The organism is Paractinoplanes rishiriensis (genome assembly GCF_016862375.1).
GTDB classification, from domain to species: Bacteria; Actinomycetota; Actinomycetes; order Mycobacteriales; family Micromonosporaceae; genus Actinoplanes; species Actinoplanes rishiriensis.
In genome coordinates, this window is sequence record NZ_BOMV01000065.1 from 159,526 (window position 1) to 179,442 (window position 19,917).

Genomic DNA, 19,917 nt, shown 5'->3' on the forward strand with positions numbered 1-19,917 from the left:
CCGGGTTCCTATTCGTTGCGCGCCGCCGCCGGCCCGGTCACCCGCCGCAGCAGCGGCATGGTCGAGACGATCAGGACCAGCGACAGCCCCAGGCCGAGCAGCACCGTCGCGTAGTAGGCCGGCCCGGGCGGATCGAGCCGGTAGCCGAGCTGCGACCTCAGGAACAGGTGGGCCGCCAGGAACCCGGCACCTACCGCCACCATCGCGACCGCGAGCAGCGGCACCACACTTTCCAGCAGCACCACCCGCCGCAGCTCGGGCAGCCGCACCCCGGCGAGCCGCAGCAGGCTGAACGGCCGCGCCCGCTCGTTGATCCCGCCGGTGACGCTGACCGCCAGGCTGCACCCGGCGATCAGCAGGCTGGCCACGATCACCACGTCGGCGAGCCGCTGGAACTGCACCAGGCTGTTCGCGAAGTTGCTGCGCCACTCGCCCTGGGTGGCCGCCGGCTGGGCGTCCGGGAACGCCCCCTGCAGCAGGGTCCGCGCCCGGTTCAGCGCCGCCGCCGAGCCGTCGGTGACGACCACGACCGAGAGCAGCGGACGCTCCGCGAGCTGCGCCGGGGTCAGCGGCGACGGCAACCACACCCGCTCCCCGCCGTCCCGCGGGTCGAACAGGTCGTGGTGGGTCTCGGCCACCGCGGCGCCGGCCGGGCAGCGGCCCACCTGCGGCACCCGGGCCAGCGCCGCACAGTCGACCAGGCCGGCCAGGTGCCCCGGAGCGGGCTCCTGGCCGTGCACGGCGATGACGTCCTCGACCCCGGCGGTGGTGCGCAGCGCGGCCGGGACAGCCGCGGCCGGCGGCGGGCTGGTGCCCGGCGGCTGCTCCTCCGGATACCAGGTCACGGTCAGGTTGTCGTGGATCGCGCTGCCCGGCGGCTGGGCACCCCGGTGGTTGACCACGGTGGTGATCACGCCGGTCGCCACCGTGGTCACGAACAGCGCTAGCATCAGCCCGCTCACCGCCCGGAATCCGGCCCGCGGGTCGTCGGCGAGGCGGCGGCCGGCGATCAGCGTGGCCGGGCGGCCGGCCCGGTGGGCGAGCAGGCGGGAACCGGTCATGGTCAGCCACGGCCCGGCGACCACCAGCCCGGTCATGACCAGGACAATGCCGGAGAGGTACGCGATCAGCTGCCCGTTCGTGGTGTCCGGGCGACGGCCGACGAACCACACCAGCTCGGCGAGCCCGGCCGCCACCGGAAGTAGCCGCCAGGCGCGCGGCGGCTTCGGCGTGACGCGGCGGCTGACTCCGAGCGGCGAAATCCGCACCCGGCGCAACGCGATCCGGGCCGCGACCGCCGCGCCCACCGGCACCCCGAGCGCGACCAGCAGCACGTCGGCGGTGCTGAGCGAAAGGTCGCCGGTGAAGAACCGCTCCCCGGTCAGGGTGAACCCGGCGAGGCCGAGGCGCACCAGCGGGAACAGTGCGAACCCGAGCACCAGGCGCAGCGCCCAGCCCGCCGGGTCGGCCGCCTCCGGGCCGGTGGCGGCCGAGGTGACCGCGCTGTTCAGCCAGGCGTAGCGCAGATTCTGGGCCTGTACCGCGTTGATACCGGCCAGCGTCCCCAGCAGCAGCGCGACGCCCACCGCGACCGCCGCGCCGACCAGGGCGAGCCGCCCGGCCGCCGACCGGCCGCCGGCCACCGCAAGACGCAGGCCCAACCCGATCACGGCGCTACCGCCGGCGTGGTGACCCGGCCGTCGCGGACCATGACCTCCCGGTCGGCGCAGGCGGCCACCCGCGGCTCGTGGGTGACCAGCACGACCGTGGTGCCCCGGTCCCGGGCGGCCCGCACCAGCAGGTCCATCACCTGCTCGCCGGTGAGGGAGTCGAGCGCGCCGGTCGGCTCGTCGGCGAACAGCACCTGCGGCTCGGCCACCAGCCCGCGGGCCAGCGCGACCCGCTGCTGCTGGCCGCCGGACAGCTCGCCGGAACGGCGCCGTTCCAGGCCGCCGATGCCGAGCAGCTCGAACCACTGCCGGGCCCGCCGGCCGACGGCACCAGGATGCCGGCCAGGCAGTGCAGCAGCGTGGACTTGCCGGAGCCGCTCGGGCCCATCACCGCGACGATCTCGCCGGCCGCCACGGTGAGGTCGGCGCCGCGCAGCGCCGGCGTCTCGCCGAGCGACAGGGCGACCCCACGGGCCTCCAGCGCGGCCGTCATCGCTGCACCTGCGCCCGCAGAGCGTCGAGCCGGGCCGCGGTGGTCTCGATCCAGCGCAGGTCGGCCTCGAGGTGGAACAGCCCGTGGTCGGCCAGCAGCCCCTCGACCAGCCCGCCGCCCCGCTTGACCTCGGTGAGCTCGCGCATTCGGGCCAGGTGGGAGCGGCGCTGGGTGTCCAGGTAGGCGTCGGCCGGCCGGTCCAGCATGAGGGCCAGGACGACCTTGGCGAACAGCACGGTCTGCAGGTGCGGCTCGGGGGCGACCGGCTCGGTCAGCCAGGTGTCGACCTCGGTGGCGCCGCGGTCGGTGATCACGTACCGCTTGCGTTCCGGGCCCTCACCCGGGGTGACCTCGTCCATCACCACCTTGCCGTCCCGGGCGAGCCGGGCCAGCGTCGAGTACACCTGGCCGAACGGCAGCGACCGGCCGCCGCCGAAGTAGAGGTCGTAGTCGCGTTTCAGGTCGTAACCGTGGCTGGGCTGGCGCTCGAGCAGGCCGAGCAGGGTGAGGGGTACGCTCATGCCGCCACCGTACACCGAGAGTATACCTCGCGTATATACGCTAGAGTTAGACGCTCCGGGTCAGACCCGCTTCATCTCCTCGTGATGGTCGGTGAGCACCTCGGTCATGGCCAGCAGGAAACGCCGGATCGCGGTCAGCTCCGGCCGGCTGAACCGGTCCATCACGGCGTGGCTGCGGACGCCTAGCGGGCCGAAGAAGCCGACCGCGACCGCCATCCCCGGCTCGCCGTAGCGCAGGTGCACCACCCGGCGGTCCGGGCTCTCCCGCGTACGGCGAAGATGCCCGCCCCGCTCCAGGCGGTCGATGGCGGCGGTGGCCGCGCCCGACGAGAGCCCCACCGCCTCGCCGAGGCGGCCCGGGGTGAGCGGATCGCCGGCCCGCTCCGCCTGGAACACCGCGATGAGCGCCTGGAGGTCGGTGGGGTGCAGGCCGTGCTTCTGGGCGAAGTACGCGCCCAGTTGCTGCGACGCCATGCCGTAGCGGTGCATCAGCTGCACGAGTTCGTCGCGCAGGTCACGGCCGCTGGTAAGATCGACACTGTCCACACGGGACATTTTTTCAGATCGGGACCCCGGCGAACGGCACCGCGGCCGTGGCCGTCGCCAGGCGGCCTGCCGGGTGCGACCAGCGGCCACGCCGGGCCAGTTCGGGCAGCACGCCCTCGCCGAACCAGTAGGCCTCCTCGAGGTGCGGGTAACCCGAGAGGATGAATTCGTCGATGCCGAGCGCCGCGTACTCCTCCAGCCGGTCGGCGACCTCCCGGTGGCTGCCGACCAGGGCGGTGCCGGCGCCGCCGCGCACCAGGCCCACTCCGGCCCACAGGTTGGGCGACACCACCAGGCCGTCGCGGGAGCCGCCGTGCAGCGACAGCATCCGGCGCTGGCCTTCCGACTCGCTGCGCCGCAGCCCGGCCTGCACCTGCGCGATCGCGCTCTCCGGCACCCCGCCGATCAGCCGGCCGGCCTCGGCCCAGGCCTGCTCCGCGGTGTCCCGGGTGATCACGTGCAGCCGGATGCCGAACCGCATGTCCGGCCGCAGCGAGCGGATCCAGGCCAGCTTCTCGGCCACCTGCGCGGGCGGTTCGCCCCAGGTCAGGTAGATGTCGGCATGCTCGGCCGCGACCGGGCCGGCGGCCTTGGACGAGCCGCCGAAGTAGATCGGCGGCGCCACCTCCGGCACGTGCGCGAGCTTGGCGCCCTCGACCCGGACGTGTTCGCCGTCCAGCGTCACGGTCTCGCCCCGGAACAGCGCCCGGACCACCCCCAGAAATTCGGCGGTACGGGCGTAGCGCGCGTCCTTGTCCAGGAAGTCGCCGTACTGCCGCTGCTCGTGCGACTCGCCGCCGGTCACCACGTTGAGCAGCAGCCGGCCGCCGGACAGCCGCTGGAAGGTGGACGCCATCTGGGCGGCCAGGGTGGGCGACAGCAGCCCGGGCCGGAACGCGACCAGGAACTTGAGCCGCTCGGTGACCTCGGTCAGCATCGCCGTGGTCAGCCAGGCGTCCTCGCACCAGGCACCGGTCGGGGTGAGGGCGCCGACGAAGCCGAGCTGCTCCGCGCTACGGGCGATCTGGCCCAGGTACGCGACGCTGGCGGGGCGCGCCCCGCCGGCCGCACCGGTCGGCACGCCGCTGCCGCCGCCCACGATGTCGCGGCTGTCGCCGTTGGTGGGCAGAAACCAGTGAAAGTCCATGCGACGCACACTATCCATATATTCCATCGGTTGACTAGAGTATCTCGCCATGGACAAGACCGGCATGGACGAGATCCAATACGACGCGCAGCGCCTGGAGCAGTGGACAGCCGGTGCCGCGCGCGGCTTCTCCCGGCGCGACTTCCTGCGGCTCAGCGCCGCCGTCGGTGCGGCCGCGGCCGGAGCGACCGCCGGAGCCACCGCGGCGGCGGCGCCGGCCGCAGCGGCCGGTCCTATCCTCAAGCCGCTGCCGCCCGAGCTGTTCCGGGTACTCGGCACCAACGCCGAGACCCGCTTCGCGGCGCTGCGCGGCCAGGGCTTCCACGTACCGGTCGACCGGTTCTTCGTCCGCAACCACACCAGTACGCCGGTGCTCGACGAGGCGGCCTGGCGACTGGAGGTCTTCGGCGCCGGGCTGCGCGGCGGACCGGTCACGTTCTCGCTGGCCGACCTGCGCCGGCTGCCGTCCGTGACCCGTTCGGCCGCGGTCGAGTGCGCCGGCAACGGCCGCGGGTACTTCACCAGCCAGCAGGGCCAGACGGTCTCCGGCACCGGGTGGCAGCTCGGGGCGATCGGCGTGGCGCGCTGGCGGGGCGTCCGGCTCGGTACCGTGCTGCGCCGGGCCGGCCTGGCCGCGCACGCCGTCGACGTGCAGGCCGAGGGGCTGGACGCGAACTTCGTCAGCGGCGGTGTCGACTTGGGACCGGTGCGCCGCCCGCTGCCGGTCGGCAAGGCCCTCGACGACGTGCTGCTCGCGTACGAGATGAACGGTGCGCCGCTGCCGCCCGACCACGGCGCGCCGGTGCGGCTGGTGGTGCCCGGCTGGATCGGCATCGCGTCGATCAAGTGGGTGGGGCGCATCGAGGTGTCCGCCGAGCCGCTGTTCTCGCCGTGGAACACGCAGTTCTACCGCCTGTTCGGCCCGGACTACCCGGCCGGGGGACAGCCGTTCGACCGGCAGGCGGTCAAGAGCGCGTTCGAGCTCGACCCGGCCGTGCCGTTCGCCGCGGGCGTGCGCACCACGCTGACCGGGCGGTCCTGGTCGGCGCACGGCCCGATCCGGCACGTCGAGGTCAGCACGGACGGCAGCACCTGGCGGCGGGCCCGCCCGGTGGGGCCCACCGGGGGCGTGTGGCAGCGCTGGGAGATCGGCTGGCGGCCTTTTGCCGGTACGCACGAACTGCGCGCCCGGGCCACCGACGTGCACGGCAACACCCAGCCGGACGTCACCGTGCACAACACGCTGGGCTACCTCTTCGACGCCGTGGTGCGGGTGCCGGTCACCGCCGCCTGATCCCGGTCCGACTGGTCCCAGTCCAGCCCGGCCAGGATCTCGTCGACCGCGTCCAGCATCTCCCGGGTGCGCGGCCGGAGGCCGGCGAGCGGCTCGACCGCGGCGTCCAGGTCGTTGTCCGCGCCGGCCGCCTCGAGCCGCTCGCACACCGCGGCCAGGTCGCCCGCGCCCAGGTTGGCGGCCACGCCCTTGAGCTGGTGCGCCTGCTCGCGCAGCCGGACCGGGTCGTCCACCGCGACCGCCTGCACGATCGCCTCGACGTGCCCGGGCGCGTGCGCGCTGAGCCGGCGCAGCAGCCCGGCCAGCGCGCCCGGCCCGAGCGCGGCACCGGCACCGCGCAGCAGGTCGAGCCGCTGCTCGATCTGCTCGCGCACGCCGGCGGCCGGGTCCGGCCCGGCCGGGTGCTCCTGCGTCCAGGCGTCCAGCGCGGCGGCCAGGTCGGCCGGCATCAGCGGCTTCGCGATGTGGTCGTCCATGCCGGCGGACAGGCAGCGCTGCCGGTCCTCGGGCAGCGCGCCCGCGGTCATCGCGATGATCGGCACGTGCCGGTCGGCCGGTTCGGCCGCCCGGATCGCGGCGGTCGCCTGGTAGCCGTCCATCTCCGGCATCAGGCAGTCCATGAAGATCGCCCGGTAGTCGCGGCGGCCGGCCATCTCCACCGCCTCCCGGCCGTTGCCGGCCACGTCCGCGGTGTAACCGAGGTTGGCCAGCATGCCCAGCGCCACGGTCTGGTTGATGTCGTTGTCCTCCACCAGCAGCACATGCCCGCGGCCGGCCGGCGCGGGCGACGCGCCGGTGCCGAGGGTGCGCTCGTCGCCCGGACCGGCGAACACGTTGACCAGGGCGTCGTACAGCTGCGACTGGCGCACCGGCCGGGACAGCACGGCGTGGTGCGGGCCGCCCGCGGCCGGCTCGGTGCCGACCAGCACGGTCTTGAGCCCGGCCCCCGCCGGCCCGCCCCCTGTCAGCCCGGCACCGGCCGGCAGGTCCACCGGACCGTCCAGCACCGCCACGTCGTACGGGCGGCCGGCCGTGGCCGCCTCGGTCAGGGCCCGCGCCGCCTCGGCCGGGTCGGCCGCCACCGTGGTGTCGATCGCCCAGGCCGCCAGCTGGTCGCTGAGCGCGATCCCCTCGGCGCCGGCCACCAGCAGCACCCGCAGCCCGTCCAGCGCCCGCCGCGGCGCCGTGCCGGCGTCCTCCACCGGCGGCTGCAGCGGCACCGTGAACCAGAACGTGCTGCCCCGGCCGGCCTCGCTGACCAGGCCGATCTCGCCGCCCAGGACGCCGACCAGCTCGCGGCTGATGGCCAGGCCCAGCCCGGTGCCGCCGAACCGCCGGGTGGTGCCGGCGTCCGCCTGGGTGAACGGCTCGAACAGGCTCGCCTGCTGCTCGTCACCGATGCCGATGCCGGTGTCCGACACCTCGAACCGGACCGGCACGGTGCCCGGCGCGAAGTCGCGGCCGGCCGCCGGCGACGCGGTCACCGTGACGTGCCCGCTCGGGGTGAACTTGACCGCGTTGCCGGCCAGGTTGAGCAGCACCTGGCGCAGCTTGCCGGCGTCGCCGCTGACCGTGCCGGCCAGCGCCGGGTCGCAGCGGGCCGTGACGGTCAGGTCCTTGCTGCCGGTGGCGTCGGCGACCAGGCCGATCACCTCGTCGAGCAGCCGCCAGATCTCGAAGTCGGCGCGCTCCAGCACCATCTTGCCCGCCTCCAGCTTGCTGAAGTCGAGCACGTCGTTGATCACCGACAACAGGGCCACCCCCGCGCTGTTGATGCCCTGCGCGTAGCGGCGCTGGGTCTCCCCGAGTTCGGTGCCGAGCAGCAGCCCGGACAGACCGATGACCCCGTTCATCGGGGTCCGGATCTCGTGGCTCATCGAGGCCAGGAACTGCGACTTGAGCCGGGCCGTGTCGACCGCCTGGTCGCGGGCCTGCGCCAGGGCCTGCTCGGTCTGCCGGCGGGCGGTGATGTCGCGGGCGAACGCGTGGAAGCTGGACGGCCCGTCGCTGCGGATGCGCCACATGGTCAGCTCGATCGGCAGTTCGGTGCCGTCGGCGCGCACCGCGGCCATCTCGGTGGGCCGGTCCAGCAGCCAGTCCCAGCTGCCCTCCAGCATCCGGTCCAGCGCGGCGCCGTACCGGCGGGGCAGGATGGTGTCCACCACGTGCCGGCCCAGCACCTGGCCGCGCCGCCAGCCGAACACCTGCTCGGCCTGCCGGTTCCACTCGGTGATCAGGCCGTTGTAGTCCATGCTGATGAACGGGTCGCTGGCCGCCGCCATGATCATCTGGAACTGCTCGCGCTCGAACCGCAGCCGGCGCTCGGCCTCCACCTCGGCGGTGATGTCGTGCGAGATGGTGGACGCGCCGACGATCACCCCGCCCGGATCCCGGACCGGCGCCATGCTCAGCGAAACGTAGATGGTGGTGCCGTCCTTGCGGACCCGCCGGGTCTCGTGGTGCTTGATCAGCTCGCCGGAGTTGACCCGGGCCAGCAGCCCGCGCTCCTCGTCCGGCCGGTCCGCGGGCAGGATCACGGTCACGTCGTTGCCGACCATCTCGGCGGCGGTGTAGCCGTACAGCCGCTCGGCGCCCGGGTTCCAGGTCAGGATCGTGCCGTCCAGGGTCTTGCTGACGATCGCGTCGCTGGAGGCGGCCACGATGCCGGCCAGCTGCGCGTCCGACTGGGCCTGGGCGAGCCGCTCGGTGACGTCCTGCACGGTCGCGAACACCACGGTGCCGCCCTCGCCGTCCACCGTGGCCAGGCTGATCTCGACGGGGCATTCGGTGCCGTCGCCGCGCAGCGCGGTCAGCCGCATCCCCTCGCCCATCGCCCGCGGGGAGGGTGCGGCCAGGTATTCGCGGCGGTGCCGGGTGTGCTGGTGCCGCTGGGGTTCCGGGATGAGGTTCTCCACCGGCATCCCGACCAGGTCCTCGCGCGAGTAGCGGAAGACGTTCACGGCGCGCGCGTTGGCCAGCAGGATCCGGCCCTCGGCGTCCACGCACACCATCGCCTCCGGCGAGGCGTCCAGCAGGGCCTTGAACTTGCGCTCGGCGATCCGCAACCGGGTGATGTCGGTGGTCACCCCGCAGATGCCGTACGGGGAACCGTCGTCCTCCCGCATCGCGAACACCGTGGTGACGAACGTCCGGTGGCCCCGCTCGGCGGGTATCTCGACCTCGTAGACCAGCGGGCCGGCGGCGGCCAGCACCTCCTGGTCCCGGCGCGCGATCTCGGCGTACTTGTCCGGGGTGTGCACGTCGCGGTCCAGCCGGCCGGTGGCCGGGCCGTACAGGTCCTCGAACGCGGCGCTGGCCAGCTCGTAGCGCCCGTCCAGGCTCTTCACGAAGAACGCGCTCGGGGTGTGCCGCAGGATGGTGTCCAGCTGGCCGTGCCGGCGCAGCTCGAGGCGGGCCGCGGCGTTGGCCGCCTCCAGCCGGGCGGCCCGGCTGCCGGTGATCACGCTGACCGCGGCCACCAGCGCCACGGTGACGGTGACGAACAGCGCCGCCTCGAGCTGGTAGCCGTAGAACCCGGCCTCCTCACCGCGGGCCAGCAGCCAGCCGGCCACCGGCAGGGCGACCAGCGCGGCGGCCAGCACCCGGCGGGTCAGCATGGCGCTGGCCGTGAGGTCGGTGAGCACCCAGACCAGGCCGGTGCGGCGCGGGCCGGGCAGGGTGGCGGCGGCCGCGGCCAGCACGGCCAGCGCGGTGCCGAACGACAGGCCACGCTGGCCGGGCACCGTGGCCTGCATCGGGGCGTGGTAGACCAGGCCGTACAGGGCGAGCATGCCGATCGCGCCGGCCCCGGCCGCGCCGGCCTGCCCGGCGATCACCGCGAGCGACCGCCGGCTGGCCAGCCGGGTCGCCTGCGCGGCGGCCAGCAGCAGGAAGGCGCCGACCGCGGTGGGCGCCAGCCGCACCGGATCCGACCCGGCCAGCGGCAGCAGCTCGGTCCCGCCGGCCGGCGCGGCCGGGCAGCGCCCGTCCGACAGGCTGATCAGCGCGGTCACTGCGGCGAGCACCGGCAGCACGGTCCCGGCCCGGCGGCCGGCCCCCACGCACATTCCGCCACCGCCGAGGAAGACCAGGCAGAGCGCGGTGCCGGTCGGGCCGCACAGCGGCGCCCCGGGTGCGACCGGATAGGCCGGGGCGACCAGGCCGTAGACCAGCACCAGCAGGCCGAGCGCGACGGCCAGGCCGCCGAGCAGCAGCGAAAGGACCGTCGCGAGCCGGGAGACCGGCCGCTCATCGACGGCCGGCGACGACGACATTCCGCGTTCCTCCCTGTGCCCCTAAGCGCTATATCCGGAATACCACCATCAGGGTGCTTTTCGGGCGGTTATTTTCGGAGTGGTGGCACCGCGGAGCGGGGCTCGGCCGAAGGAGGTATCGCGTGGCGACGGTGCTGGTCGTGGACGACGTGGCCGCCAACCGGGAGCTGATGGCCATGCTGCTCGGCTACCGCGGCCACGAGGTCATCGAGGCCTGCGACGGCGCCGACGCTCTCGCGCTGGCCCAGAGCCGGCACCCCGACGTGGTGGTCTCCGACGTGCTGATGCCCGGCATCGACGGCCTGGAACTGGTGCACCGGTTGCGCTCGGCCCCCGACCGGCAGGCCGCGCACGCCCCGGTGATCTTCTACACCGCGAACTACCTGGAGCCGGAGACCCGGCCGATCGCCGAGGCGTGCGGCGTGTCCCAGGTGGTGCTGCGCAGCGCCGACCCGCGCGAACTGCTGGACGCCGTCGAGGTCGCGCTGCGTAACGGACCGGTCGAGATCAAGCCGGGGCCGGCCGAGGAGTTCGCGGCCGTGCACGCCCGGGCGGTCAACGCGAAGCTGGTCGAGAAGGTGCGCGCGCTGCGGCACACCGAGCGGCGCTTCGAGGCCATGGCGGCGTCCTCGCCGGTGGGCATCGCGCTGCTCGACGCCGACGGCTACGCCACGTACGTGAACCCCCGGCTCACCGAGATCACCGGGCGCGCCGCGGATCAGCTGCTGGAGCACGGCTGGCTGGACTGCCTCGAGCCGAACGCGCACCTGGAGGCCCTCGAGGCGGTGCGCACCGGCCCGGCCGACGCCGTCGAGCACCGCTACCGCAACCGGATCACCCGCCCCGACGGCGACGAACGCTGGCTGCGCGTGCACCTGCGGCCGCTGCGCGACCCGGAGGCCGACCTGGCCGGCGCCGTGGTGATGATCGACGACATCACCGACCTGGTGGCGGCCGAGGAGCGGGCCGGCCGCGAGACGCGCCAGCGGCAGGAGGAGGCCCGGCAACGCGACGCCGAGCGGCTGGACAGCCTGCGCCGGATGGCCGGCGGCATGGCCCACGACTTCAACAACCTGCTCGGCGCCATGCTCGGCTTCCTGCACCTGGCCATCGAGTCGATCACCGAGGAGATGGCCGGCGGGCGGCTGGCCGCCGGCACCGGCCGGGACCTGCTCGACGACCTGGGCCAGGTGGCCCGCGGCGGCGAGCGGGCCACCAAGCTCACCGAGCAGCTGCTGGCGTTCGGCCGCCGGGAGATCAGCCAGCCGGCCGTGGTCGAGGTCGACGCGTTCCTGGCCGAGGCGGCGCCGGCGCTGGCCGCGGCGGCCGGCCCGGGCGTCAAGCTCGACCTGCACCCGGGCGACGTCCCGCCGGTCACCATCGACCCGCGGCTGTTCGAGCGGCTGCTGCACATCCTGGTGCAGAACGCCCGGGACGCGATGCCGGCCGGCGGCACGGTCACCGTCACCACCGGCCGGTCCCCCGGCGGCGACGCGACCATCACGGTCGCCGACGACGGCCGGGGCATGCCGCCCGACGTGCTCCAGCGCGCCTTCGAGCCGTTCTTCTCGGCCAAGGCCGGCAGCCGCACCGCGGGCCTGGGCCTGGCCACCGCGCACGGCGTCGTGACCCAGGCCGGCGGCGAGATCACCCTGACCTCCGAGCCGGGCCGGGGCACCACCGCGCTGATCCGGCTGCCCGCCGCCGGCGCCGCCCCGCTGGCGCCGGCCGCCCCGGAGCCGCCCGCGGACGTGCCCGAGCCCGCGGGCGACGTCACCGTGCTGCTGGTCGACGACGAGGCCGACCTGCGCGACGTCACCGCCCGGTTCATCGCCAAGGCGGGCTACCGGGTGCTGACCGCCGGGTCCGGCGCCGAGGCGCTGCAACTGGCCGAGGCCCACCCCGGCCCGATCCACTGCCTGGTCACCGACGTGGTGATGCCCGGCATGGACGGCCGGCAACTGGCCCACCGGTTCCTGGCCGACCGCCCCGGCACCCCGGTGCTGTTCATCTCCGGGTATGCCGAGGCGCTCATCGACGACGACGGCCGCTCGCTGGAGCCGGGCCGCACCATCCTGCCCAAGCCGTTCAGCAGCGCCGAACTGACCAACGCCCTGAAGACGACGCTGGCCACGGCGGCCTGACCTAAGCGGCTGCCGCGGCCTCCGTGCGTACCGCCGCACCGACCTCCGCGCGCAGCGCGGCGAAATGCGGCAGCCCCCGCAGCTCCGCCGCGGCCACCCCGGAACGCGGCAGGTCGACCGCCAGGTCCAGGGCGATCCGGCCGGGCCGCGGCGTCAGCACCACCACCCGGCTGCCCAGGAACACCGCCTCGTCCACGCTGTGCGTGACGAACACGCACGTCCGCCCGGTCGCCGCGGACACGTTGCGCAGGTCCTCCTGGAGGCGCTCGCGGGTGAGCGCGTCCAGCGCCGCGAACGGCTCGTCGAGCAGCAGCAGCGGATTGTCCACGGCCAGCGCCCGGGCGATGGCGACCCGCTGCTGCTGGCCGCCGGAGATCTGCCAGGTGCGCCGCCCGCCCACGTCGTGCAGGCCGACCCGGCCGAGCAGTTCGTCCACCCGCCCGGCGGTGGCCGGTTCCCCCGCGTAGCGCAGCGCGAGCGCGACGTTGCCGCCGACCGTCTTCCACGGGAACAGCCGGGGCTGCTGGAAGACCAGGCCGGCCCCGCGCCCGGGCATCGGGGCGCGGCCGTCCGTGCGTACGGTGCCCCGGGTTGGTTCCTCGAAGCCGGCGATCAGCCGCAACAGCGTGCTCTTGCCGCAGCCGGACGCGCCGACCAGCACCAGGAACTCCCCCGGCGGCACGGTCAGGTCGACCGGACCGACCGCGGTGACGTCGCCGTAGCGGTGCTCGACGCCGTCCAGAGTGATGGCCCCGGGAATGACGGCGGCCTGCTCAGCCGAGGACATCCGGCAGGCCCTTGACGTAGATGGACTTCTGCACGTCGGCCAGCGCGGGCACGGCGTCGATCTTCTGCTGCGACTTGAGGAACTCGGCCGCGCTGACCAGGTTGTCGGCCAGCTTGCCGACCTGCGCCTCGGTGCCCAGCCACTCGGGCGACGCCAGCTCGGCCGGCTTCAGGAACACGCCCTGACTGAGCTGCTCCTGGGCTTCCGCGGGGCTGAGGTTGAGCTCGACGCCGATCGCCTTGGCGGCGGCCGCCGGGTCGGACGCGATCAGGTCGAGCGCCTGTGCCTCGGCCTTGCGCCAGGCGTCCACCGCCTCCGGGTGCGCGGTGAGGAACGCCGTCGAGACCACGCCCAGGTCCAGCGTGGGCTTGCCGGCGGTGGCCAGCTGGCGGCTGCTGATCAGCACCTTGCCGGTCTTCTTTATCTCGGCGAGCGACGGCAGCCAGGTGTAGGCCGCGTCCAGGTCGCCGCGGGTCCAGGCGGCCTGGATGTCCTGCGGCTCCAGGTCCACGATGGTCAGCTCGGACTCCTCGACCCCGGCCTGGGCCAGCGCCGCGAGCAGGCTGTAGTGCGCGGTCGAGGCGAACGGCGTGGCCACCTTCTTGCCGCGCAGCCCGGCCACGCCGGTGACGCCCGAACCGTTGCGGGCCACCAGTGCCTCGTTGTCGCCGGCCACGTCAAGGACAAAGGCGACCTGGTACGGGATGTTCAGCGGCGCGGACAGGCCACGCGCGACCGGCGACGACCCGATCGCCGCGATGTCCACGCTCCTGGCCACGAACGCGGTGTTGATGCTCGCGCCGGAGTCGAACTTGGTCCAGGTGATCTGGTAGTCGGGCAGCGCCTTCTCCAATAGGCCCTGGTTCTTGACGATCAGGTCGCCGCTCGGGAACGCCTGGTACGCGAGCCGGATGGTCTTCTTCTCGGGGCTCGCGCCGCCACCGCTGGCGGCCCCGTTTCCACATGCGGCAGTGAGCAGCACCGCGAACACGGCCAATACCTTTTTCATGACTTTCCCTATCTAGGCGCGGCCCCGCCACGGGATCAGCCGGTCCTCGGTGATCCGCAGCAGGGCGTCGATGAGCAGGCCGGAGAGGCCGATGGCGAAGAGTCCGAGCACGACCACGTCGGTCTGCGAGTAGCGCTGCGCGTCGCGCACCATGCCGCCGATGCCGGGTACGCCGTTGATCGTCTCGGCGGCGACCACCGAGGAGTAGGCGACGCCGACCGCGAGCCGCACGCCGGTGAAGATCTCCGGCAGCGCGTTCGGCAGCACCACGTCGCGGACCACCTGCCAGCGGCCGGCGCCGAGCGCCCGGGCGGCCTCGACCAGCCCGGTCGGCGCGTTCTGCACGGCCGCCGCGGTGGCGACCGCGACCGGCGGCAGCGCGGCGATCGAGAGCAGCCACAGCTTCGGCGTCTCGTCGATGCCGAACCAGATGATGAACAGGCTGAAGTAGGCCAGCGGCGGCAGCGCCCGGACGAACGTGACCACCGGCTCGGTGACCACCCGGATCCAGCCGACCGTGCCCATGATCAGGCCGAGTACCAGGCCGCCGGCCACGCCGATCGCCGAGCCGATCAGGATCCGGCGCAGGCTGATCCCGAGGTGCTCGATCAGCAGGTGCCCGCTGTAGCCGCGGATGCCGTCGTGCACCGTCGAGGTGACGATCAGCTGGTGCCAGACCGCCGCCGGCGACGGGATGAACGTCGGGTTCTGCGTGGTGCGCGCCGCGAGCTCCCACAGGCCATACAGGACGGCCAGCGCGAGCAGGCGCAGCGCCATGCGGCGGTGCCGGCCGGCGCGCGGGCCGAGCACCGGCCGGGTGGCGACCGAGCCGGCGCTGGCGCTCTCGGCCGCGGGCGCGGCCGGCGGGGTGGACAACGAGGTGGTCAAGAGGCACTCCAGGTGGCAGGTGGCTATTTCCTATCTCACCCATCGGCTTTATGGCAAGTGGTCGTCCCGGCAAATGGGCGCGCGCCGGGCCCGCTCTCGGCTACCGTGCAGGGCATGGACGAGCGGACCGCACAGTTCGTGGAGACGTTCCGCGCGTTCCTCAACGAGGTCGTCGCCGAGCACCGCGGCGCGCCCCCCGATGACGAGAGCGCGCTGCTGCCGCCGGTCCGGGAACACCTCGGCGTCGACCCGCGCCGGGTCCCGGTGGTCAGCGAGGACGTGCCGGCCTACCGGTTCGTCGACCTGGACATCGCGCTCGGCGAGATCGAGCGCCGCGGCGACCGGCACGACCTGGTCGGCATCGGCGGCGGCGAGCAGCGCCGGCACCACTCGCTCAGCGAGATCCTGGAGAACGCCGGGCGCTTCGGCCAGTTCCCGCTCGGCCCGGTCGACTACACCAGCGTCGCGACCGGCCCCGACGACACCCGCGAGGTGGTCGCGTTCGGCCTGCGCCTGTTCCGGTTCGGCGGCGCGCCGGTGGCCGTGCTCCAGCGGGCCGCCGACCCGCGCTACGGCAGCGCCGCCGCCCGGATGGAGGTGCTGGCCGCCGCCCCCGGCACCGCGGCCGCGCTGATCGACGCCGTGCACGCGCAGATGCTGGCGAGCTCGGTGCTGCGCCGCCAGGTGCTGACCCTGGGCGGCTCCGACTTCGAACCCGGCGTCGGCGGCATCACGTTCCACCGCCGCCCCGCGCTCACCCCCGACGACATCATCCTGCCGGCCGGCGTGCTCGACCGGCTGCACCGGCACGTCGCCGGGGTGGCCCGGCACCGCGACCGGCTGCGCGCCGCGGGCCAGCACCTCAAGCGCGGCCTGCTGCTGTACGGCCCGCCCGGCACCGGCAAGACGCACACCGTCCGCTACCTGTTGGGCGCGCTGCCCGAGCTCACCGTGATCCTGCTGGCCGGCCCGTCCATCCAGTACGTGTCCGAGGCCGCCCGGATGGCCCGGGCGCTGCAGCCGGCGCTGGTGGTGCTCGAAGACTGCGACCTGGTGGCCGAGGACCGCGGCCACCATCCCGGCGCGCAGCCGCTGCTGTTCGAGGTGCTCGAGGCGCTGGACGGCCTGGCCGACGACGCCGACGTGGCGTTCCTGCTGACCACCAACCGGGTGGACGTGCTCGAACCCGCTTTGGCGCAGCGCCCCGGCCGGGTCGACCTGGCCGTCGAGGTCCCGCTGCCCGACCAGGCGGCCCGCCGCCTGCTGCTGGCCCGGTACGCCCGGGGCCTGCCGTTCAGCAGCGCCGCGCTGGACGACGCCGCGGCCCGCGCCGACGGCGTGACCGCGTCGTTCGTGAAGGAACTGGTGCGCCGCTGCGTGCTGATCGCCGCCGAGGACGACCGCGATCCGGCCGACGACGACCTGGCCCAGGCACTGCGCGAGATGCTCGGCGAGGCCCAGAACGTGACCCGGTCGCTGCTCGGGTCGCTGCAGGTCACCAGTTGAAGCGGCGCGGGAACGTCACGTCCGCCAGGTCGGCCTGCCCCTCCAGGTTCGGGTGGAAGTAGTCGACCTGGTTGACCCGGTCCAGGCCGTACCGCACCTGGTGCACCTGCCCGCCGTCCCAGCGGCACTTCTTGCCGTACCCGCGGCAGAGTTCCCGCAACTCGTCGTTGTAGGCGTCGATCCGGTCCCGCACGGCCCGGCGCCGGTCCTCGTCCGCGTCCGCCTCCGAGTTCGGGTTGGCCAGCATCGACGGGCAGATGTCCAGCCGGTCCCACACCCGGACCGCCTGGGTGGACTCCCGGCCCATCTCCCACAGCCGGTAGACGTCCGGGATGCTGGCCACCAGGATCCGCGACTTCGGCAGCCCCGCCTTGAGCCGGTCCAGCGCCCGGTCCACCTCGGCGCGGAACGTGGCCACCGAGGTCATCCCGGTCACCCGGTCGGCACAGGCGTCGTTGGCTCCGATCAGGACCGTCACGTACTGCGCCTTCATGTCCACGGCCCGCGCGGCCTGCCCCGCCAGCGCGTCCGCCTCGGCCCCCGGCCGCGCGAAGTTCCGCACGTTCCCCCTGATCTTCGAGTTTTTCGCCAGGATCCGCCGGTAGTGACTGTCCACCGCCTCGGCCGTCCCGGTGGACCAGGAGTTACGACCACAGACCAGGTACGCGCCACAGCTGCCGAACCCGGCCGAAATGGAGTCACCGAGCGCCGCCATCGAGTTCGGATACCCCTTGGCGCTAGCCGTCGGCGCCGGATCACCACCGCCACCACCCCCCGCGCCCGCGCCCCCTTCACAGGCCAGCGCCAGCACCCCGAGGACGGCCAGAACTGCGACATGCCAGCGGCGCACCATCAACCCCCGTCGTGACGAACAGCGACAACTCCGGCACAGTATGTCATCACCCCGAGGCCCGGCGCGGACCCCGCTACCGCGGTCCGGGTGATCTCGCCGCCGGGGCCGACGGCCGGCTGGCCTGCCAGCGAGCCGGTCCGAGGTTTCAGAGGGCCGGGGCTACCTGGACGAAGGCCCGGTCCAGCAGGGCCATCGGGTCGGCGGTGCCGTTGCTGTCGCACCAGCGCTGCAGGACGGCGTGGAACACCGTCAGGGCGATGCCGGCGGCGAGCTGGGGATAGAGGTCGCCGCGGCCGGGCGTACGGGAAATGAGCAGTGCGGCCAGATCGTCGCGCCACTGGGCCTCGCGTTGCAGAAAGCTCGCGTGCAGGGCGGGGGTGTGCAGCACCATGCGGACCACGCGCAGCGCCCGGTCGGGCTGGCCGGCCCAGTCGGCCACCGCGGCCGCGACGGCGTGGCGCAGGGCGGCGCCGGCGGGTTCGTCCGGTGGGCGGCGCTGGAGTTCGGCCCGCATCACGGCGCCCAGGTCGGCCAGCAGCCGGACCACGACGTCCTCCTTCGACGCGAAGTAGCGGAAGTAGGTGCGCCGGGACACCCCGGCCGCGGCCACCATCTCGTCCACCGTGGTGGCGTCGAAGCCCTTGGCGGCCAGCACCCGCAGCGCCGCCTCGGTGAGCTCGTCCACCACGAGCTGTCGCTTGCGCTCCGCCAGGCTCGGCGTGGGCGTGGTCATCCGGAGATGGTAGGCCATGGCTTATCGAACATCATCGAAGTAGCTCCTGAGAGAAGAAGCTACTGAGAGAAGTAGCTACTGAGATAGGTGAGCGCGTCGGCCGCGTCACCGCCCGCGGTGTGCGGGCGGCGCAGGTCGGTGACGTACACGGTGACGTCGCTCAGCGCCCACCAGCGGCGATAGAGCGTGAGGCCGGCCGCGGTGACGGCCCGTCCGGTGCCGGCGGCGTAGCGCGCGACCTGGTCGGGGATCATCCAGAGGTCCCGCTCGGGCGGCGCGACCAGCACCGTGTCCCAGTCGATCATCCGAAGGCCGGTGGGGGTGCGCAGAATGTTGCCGGGATGCGGTTCGCCGTGCGTGATCACCCAGTCGGTGCCGGCGGCCCGGACCGCGGCGGCCAGGTCGTCGAACTCGGCCAGCCAGGCACGGATCGTTGCGGCGTGTCCGGCCAGGAGTTGCCGGACGGGCTCCGCGTAGGGGCCGGAAGTCCACGGCCCGGAGGCGGCGTCGGCCAGGGCGGCGTCGGCCAGGGCGGCCTCGAGCCGGTCGCGCCCCGGCAGCCGCAGATCGGTGCGGGCAAGATCGCTCCCGGGCAGATCAGCTTCGGCCGGGCCGTCGAGTGGGACCGCGTGCAGTGCGATCAGCAGGTCGGTCACCGCGGCGCGGTCCTCGGGCGGGTGCTCGCCGAACTCGCCGGCGACCCCGTCGATCAGCGGGAAGACCGACATCGCCCAGCCGGGCGCCACGCGTACCAGAACCCGGTCTTGATCTGTCGGCAGCGGCGCCACCACGAAATCCAGGCGCAGCCCCCGGGCGGTCCGCAAGGCGCGGTCCAGGCGGGCGAAGGCGGCCTCGCCGGGAGCGCGGTCGACGGTGATCCAGTGGGTGGGCGTCGACCAGTGGTAGCTGCCGGCGCCCACCGGCCGGTATTCCAGGGACAGATCTGAAATGCCCCAGTGTCGGGTCAAGGCCGTTTGCAGGTCTGACTCACTCACGCCCGCTGGTTTGTCACGCACGTCACCAGATTCTGCCGGGTCCGGCGGGCGGCGGTAGCGTCTGCATCCATGATCGCCGCGCTCTCCGGGTTTGCGCTGATCGGCGTCATCGTGCTGGTCGGGTGGGGGCTGCGGCGCTGGGGGTCGATGCCGGCGAACGCCGAAGCGGTGCTGGGCCGGGTCGTCTACCTGGTGCTGAACCCGTGCCTGCTGCTCATCGGGGTGGCCGAGGCCGACCTGCGGGTGCTGTTCAGCGAGCCGCTGCTGGTGTCGGCCGCGGCGGCGTGCGTGTGTTTCGGGCTGCACCTGCTGGTCACCCGGCGCCGGGACCGGGGCACGCGGATCATGGGCGCGCTGGCCTCGGGCTACGTCAACGCGAACCACATCGGCATCCCGATCGCCACCTACGTGCTCGGCAACGCGGCTTTCGTGGTGCCGATCGTGATGCTCCAGTTGCTGATCATGACGCCGGTGGCGCTGACGCTGCTGGAGCGGGCCGCGACCGGGCACGCGTCGGTCCGGTCGACGGTCACCGCCACGCTGCGTAACCCGATGATCCTCGGCGTGCTGCTCGGGGCGGTGCTCTCGGTGACCGGCGTGCGGCTGCCCTCCGTGATCTGGGATCCGCTCACGCTGATCGGGCACGCCGCGGTGCCGGTCGTGCTGATCGCGTTCGGCATGTCGCTGTCCGGCCGCCGGGTGCTCGCCCCCGGCCCGGACCGGATGCCGGCGGCCGTCGCGGTGGTGCTCAAGGTGGCCGCCATGCCGGCGGCGGCGTTTCTGCTCGCGCTGACATTAGGGCTCAAAACCGAGGAGACGTACGCGGTGACCGTGCTCGCGGGCCTGCCGACCGCACAGAACGTCTTCCTGTACGGCCAGCGCTTCGACACCGGCCTGGTGCTGGCCCGGGACGCCATCTTCCTGTCGACGGTGATCTGCGCCCCGGTCCTGCTGCTGATCGCACTGCTGTTCGCGTTATGAGGCTGTTCGCGTTATGAGGCTGTTCGCGTTATGAGGCTGTTCGCGTTATGAGGCTGTTCGCGTTATGAGGCTGTTC

15 protein-coding genes and 1 pseudogene are annotated in these 19,917 nt (G+C 73.7%); 4 read left to right on the top strand and 12 right to left on the bottom strand.

Annotation, left to right across the window (positions count from 1 at the left end; translation table 11 throughout):
* Positions 1 to 8 precede the first annotated feature (8 nt).
* From Ari01nite_RS31470 to Ari01nite_RS31490, 5 genes and pseudogenes are all read right to left on the bottom strand, one after another.
* Positions 9 to 1,670 carry an FtsX-like permease family protein gene (locus Ari01nite_RS31470; RefSeq protein ID WP_203785844.1) on the bottom strand — a complete coding sequence of 554 codons (1,662 nt, stop codon included), beginning with the start codon at positions 1,668 to 1,670 and terminating at the stop codon, positions 9 to 11.
* A pseudogene (locus tag Ari01nite_RS31475) lies at positions 1,667 to 2,163 on the bottom strand (ABC transporter ATP-binding protein). The gene Ari01nite_RS31470 and the pseudogene Ari01nite_RS31475 overlap by 4 nt, the downstream one beginning before the upstream one ends.
* Positions 2,160 to 2,684 carry a PadR family transcriptional regulator gene (locus Ari01nite_RS31480; protein ID WP_203785845.1) on the bottom strand — a complete coding sequence of 175 codons (525 nt, stop codon included), beginning with the start codon at positions 2,682 to 2,684 and terminating at the stop codon, positions 2,160 to 2,162. The pseudogene Ari01nite_RS31475 and the gene Ari01nite_RS31480 overlap by 4 nt, the downstream one beginning before the upstream one ends.
* A gap of 60 nt (positions 2,685 to 2,744) precedes the next feature.
* A complete protein-coding gene (locus Ari01nite_RS31485) occupies positions 2,745 to 3,230 on the bottom strand; it encodes a MarR family winged helix-turn-helix transcriptional regulator (RefSeq protein WP_438872252.1) in 486 nt (161 codons plus the stop codon).
* 13 nt (positions 3,231 to 3,243) lie between these two features.
* Positions 3,244 to 4,377 (bottom strand): LLM class flavin-dependent oxidoreductase, encoded by a 1,134-nt coding sequence (locus tag Ari01nite_RS31490; RefSeq protein WP_239163190.1) that lies wholly within the window; start codon positions 4,375 to 4,377, stop codon positions 3,244 to 3,246.
* 49 nt (positions 4,378 to 4,426) lie between these two features.
* On the opposite strand from Ari01nite_RS31490, the gene Ari01nite_RS31495 reads away from it, so the two are divergent.
* A complete protein-coding gene (locus tag Ari01nite_RS31495; protein WP_203785848.1) occupies positions 4,427 to 5,671 on the top strand; it encodes a sulfite oxidase in 1,245 nt (414 codons plus the stop codon).
* On the opposite strand, the gene Ari01nite_RS31500 is transcribed toward Ari01nite_RS31495, so the two are convergent.
* Positions 5,626 to 9,945: a PAS domain-containing hybrid sensor histidine kinase/response regulator gene (locus tag Ari01nite_RS31500; protein ID WP_203785849.1), complete on the bottom strand. Its 4,320-nt coding sequence runs from the start codon at positions 9,943 to 9,945 to the stop codon at positions 5,626 to 5,628. The genes Ari01nite_RS31495 and Ari01nite_RS31500 overlap by 46 nt on opposite strands.
* A gap of 122 nt (positions 9,946 to 10,067) precedes the next feature.
* Between Ari01nite_RS31500 and Ari01nite_RS31505 the strand changes: the two genes are divergently transcribed.
* The gene (locus tag Ari01nite_RS31505) at positions 10,068 to 12,089 is read left to right on the top strand and encodes an ATP-binding response regulator (RefSeq protein ID WP_203785850.1); all 2,022 of its coding nucleotides are present in this window, start codon (positions 10,068 to 10,070) and stop codon (positions 12,087 to 12,089) included.
* A gap of 1 nt (position 12,090) precedes the next feature.
* Here Ari01nite_RS31505 and Ari01nite_RS31510 read toward each other — a convergent pair whose 3' ends face one another.
* The 3 genes from Ari01nite_RS31510 to Ari01nite_RS31520 are packed head-to-tail and all read right to left on the bottom strand — an operon-like array spanning position 12,091 to position 14,773.
* Positions 12,091 to 12,876 (bottom strand): ABC transporter ATP-binding protein, encoded by a 786-nt coding sequence (locus Ari01nite_RS31510; protein ID WP_203785851.1) that lies wholly within the window; start codon positions 12,874 to 12,876, stop codon positions 12,091 to 12,093.
* Positions 12,863 to 13,885 (bottom strand): taurine ABC transporter substrate-binding protein, encoded by a 1,023-nt coding sequence (locus tag Ari01nite_RS31515; RefSeq protein ID WP_203785852.1) that lies wholly within the window; start codon positions 13,883 to 13,885, stop codon positions 12,863 to 12,865. Before Ari01nite_RS31515 ends, Ari01nite_RS31510 begins: the two co-directional genes overlap by 14 nt.
* A 12-nt stretch (positions 13,886 to 13,897) precedes the next feature.
* Positions 13,898 to 14,773: an ABC transporter permease gene (locus Ari01nite_RS31520; protein ID WP_239163191.1), complete on the bottom strand. Its 876-nt coding sequence runs from the start codon at positions 14,771 to 14,773 to the stop codon at positions 13,898 to 13,900.
* A gap of 114 nt (positions 14,774 to 14,887) precedes the next feature.
* Between Ari01nite_RS31520 and Ari01nite_RS31525 the strand changes: the two genes are divergently transcribed.
* Positions 14,888 to 16,279 (top strand): AAA family ATPase, encoded by a 1,392-nt coding sequence (locus Ari01nite_RS31525; protein ID WP_203785853.1) that lies wholly within the window; start codon positions 14,888 to 14,890, stop codon positions 16,277 to 16,279.
* Here Ari01nite_RS31525 and Ari01nite_RS31530 read toward each other — a convergent pair.
* From Ari01nite_RS31530 to Ari01nite_RS31540, 3 genes are all read right to left on the bottom strand, one after another.
* Positions 16,269 to 17,132, bottom strand: a complete 864-nt coding sequence (locus Ari01nite_RS31530; RefSeq protein ID WP_203785854.1) for a GDSL-type esterase/lipase family protein — start codon at positions 17,130 to 17,132, stop codon at positions 16,269 to 16,271. The genes Ari01nite_RS31525 and Ari01nite_RS31530 overlap by 11 nt on opposite strands.
* A 145-nt stretch (positions 17,133 to 17,277) precedes the next feature.
* Positions 17,278 to 17,865, bottom strand: a complete 588-nt coding sequence (locus Ari01nite_RS31535; protein ID WP_203785855.1) for a TetR family transcriptional regulator — start codon at positions 17,863 to 17,865, stop codon at positions 17,278 to 17,280.
* Positions 17,866 to 17,924: 59 nt separating this feature from the next.
* On the bottom strand, positions 17,925 to 18,833 hold the full coding sequence (locus Ari01nite_RS31540) for a phosphotransferase (protein ID WP_239163192.1): 909 nt from the start codon (positions 18,831 to 18,833) through the stop codon (positions 17,925 to 17,927).
* A 96-nt stretch (positions 18,834 to 18,929) separates the two neighbouring features.
* Between Ari01nite_RS31540 and Ari01nite_RS31545 the strand changes: the two genes are divergently transcribed.
* The gene (locus tag Ari01nite_RS31545; protein WP_203785856.1) at positions 18,930 to 19,841 is read left to right on the top strand and encodes an AEC family transporter; all 912 of its coding nucleotides are present in this window, start codon (positions 18,930 to 18,932) and stop codon (positions 19,839 to 19,841) included.
* Positions 19,842 to 19,917: the final 76 nt, after the last annotated feature.

Coding starts and splice junctions, on each gene's coding strand:
- Ari01nite_RS31480 (WP_203785845.1), bottom strand. CDS start 2,684: ATGAGCGTACCCCTCACCCTGCTCGGCCTGCTCGAGCGCCAGCCCAGC.
- Ari01nite_RS31490 (WP_239163190.1), bottom strand. CDS start 4,377: ATGGACTTTCACTGGTTTCTGCCCACCAACGGCGACAGCCGCGACATC.
- Ari01nite_RS31495 (WP_203785848.1), top strand. CDS start 4,427: ATGGACAAGACCGGCATGGACGAGATCCAATACGACGCGCAGCGCCTG.
- Ari01nite_RS31500 (WP_203785849.1), bottom strand. CDS start 9,945: ATGTCGTCGTCGCCGGCCGTCGATGAGCGGCCGGTCTCCCGGCTCGCG.
- Ari01nite_RS31510 (WP_203785851.1), bottom strand. CDS start 12,876: ATGTCCTCGGCTGAGCAGGCCGCCGTCATTCCCGGGGCCATCACTCTG.
- Ari01nite_RS31515 (WP_203785852.1), bottom strand. CDS start 13,885: ATGAAAAAGGTATTGGCCGTGTTCGCGGTGCTGCTCACTGCCGCATGT.
- Ari01nite_RS31525 (WP_203785853.1), top strand. CDS start 14,888: ATGGACGAGCGGACCGCACAGTTCGTGGAGACGTTCCGCGCGTTCCTC.
- Ari01nite_RS31530 (WP_203785854.1), bottom strand. CDS start 17,132: ATGGTGCGCCGCTGGCATGTCGCAGTTCTGGCCGTCCTCGGGGTGCTG.
- Ari01nite_RS31535 (WP_203785855.1), bottom strand. CDS start 17,865: ATGACCACGCCCACGCCGAGCCTGGCGGAGCGCAAGCGACAGCTCGTG.
- Ari01nite_RS31545 (WP_203785856.1), top strand. CDS start 18,930: ATGATCGCCGCGCTCTCCGGGTTTGCGCTGATCGGCGTCATCGTGCTG.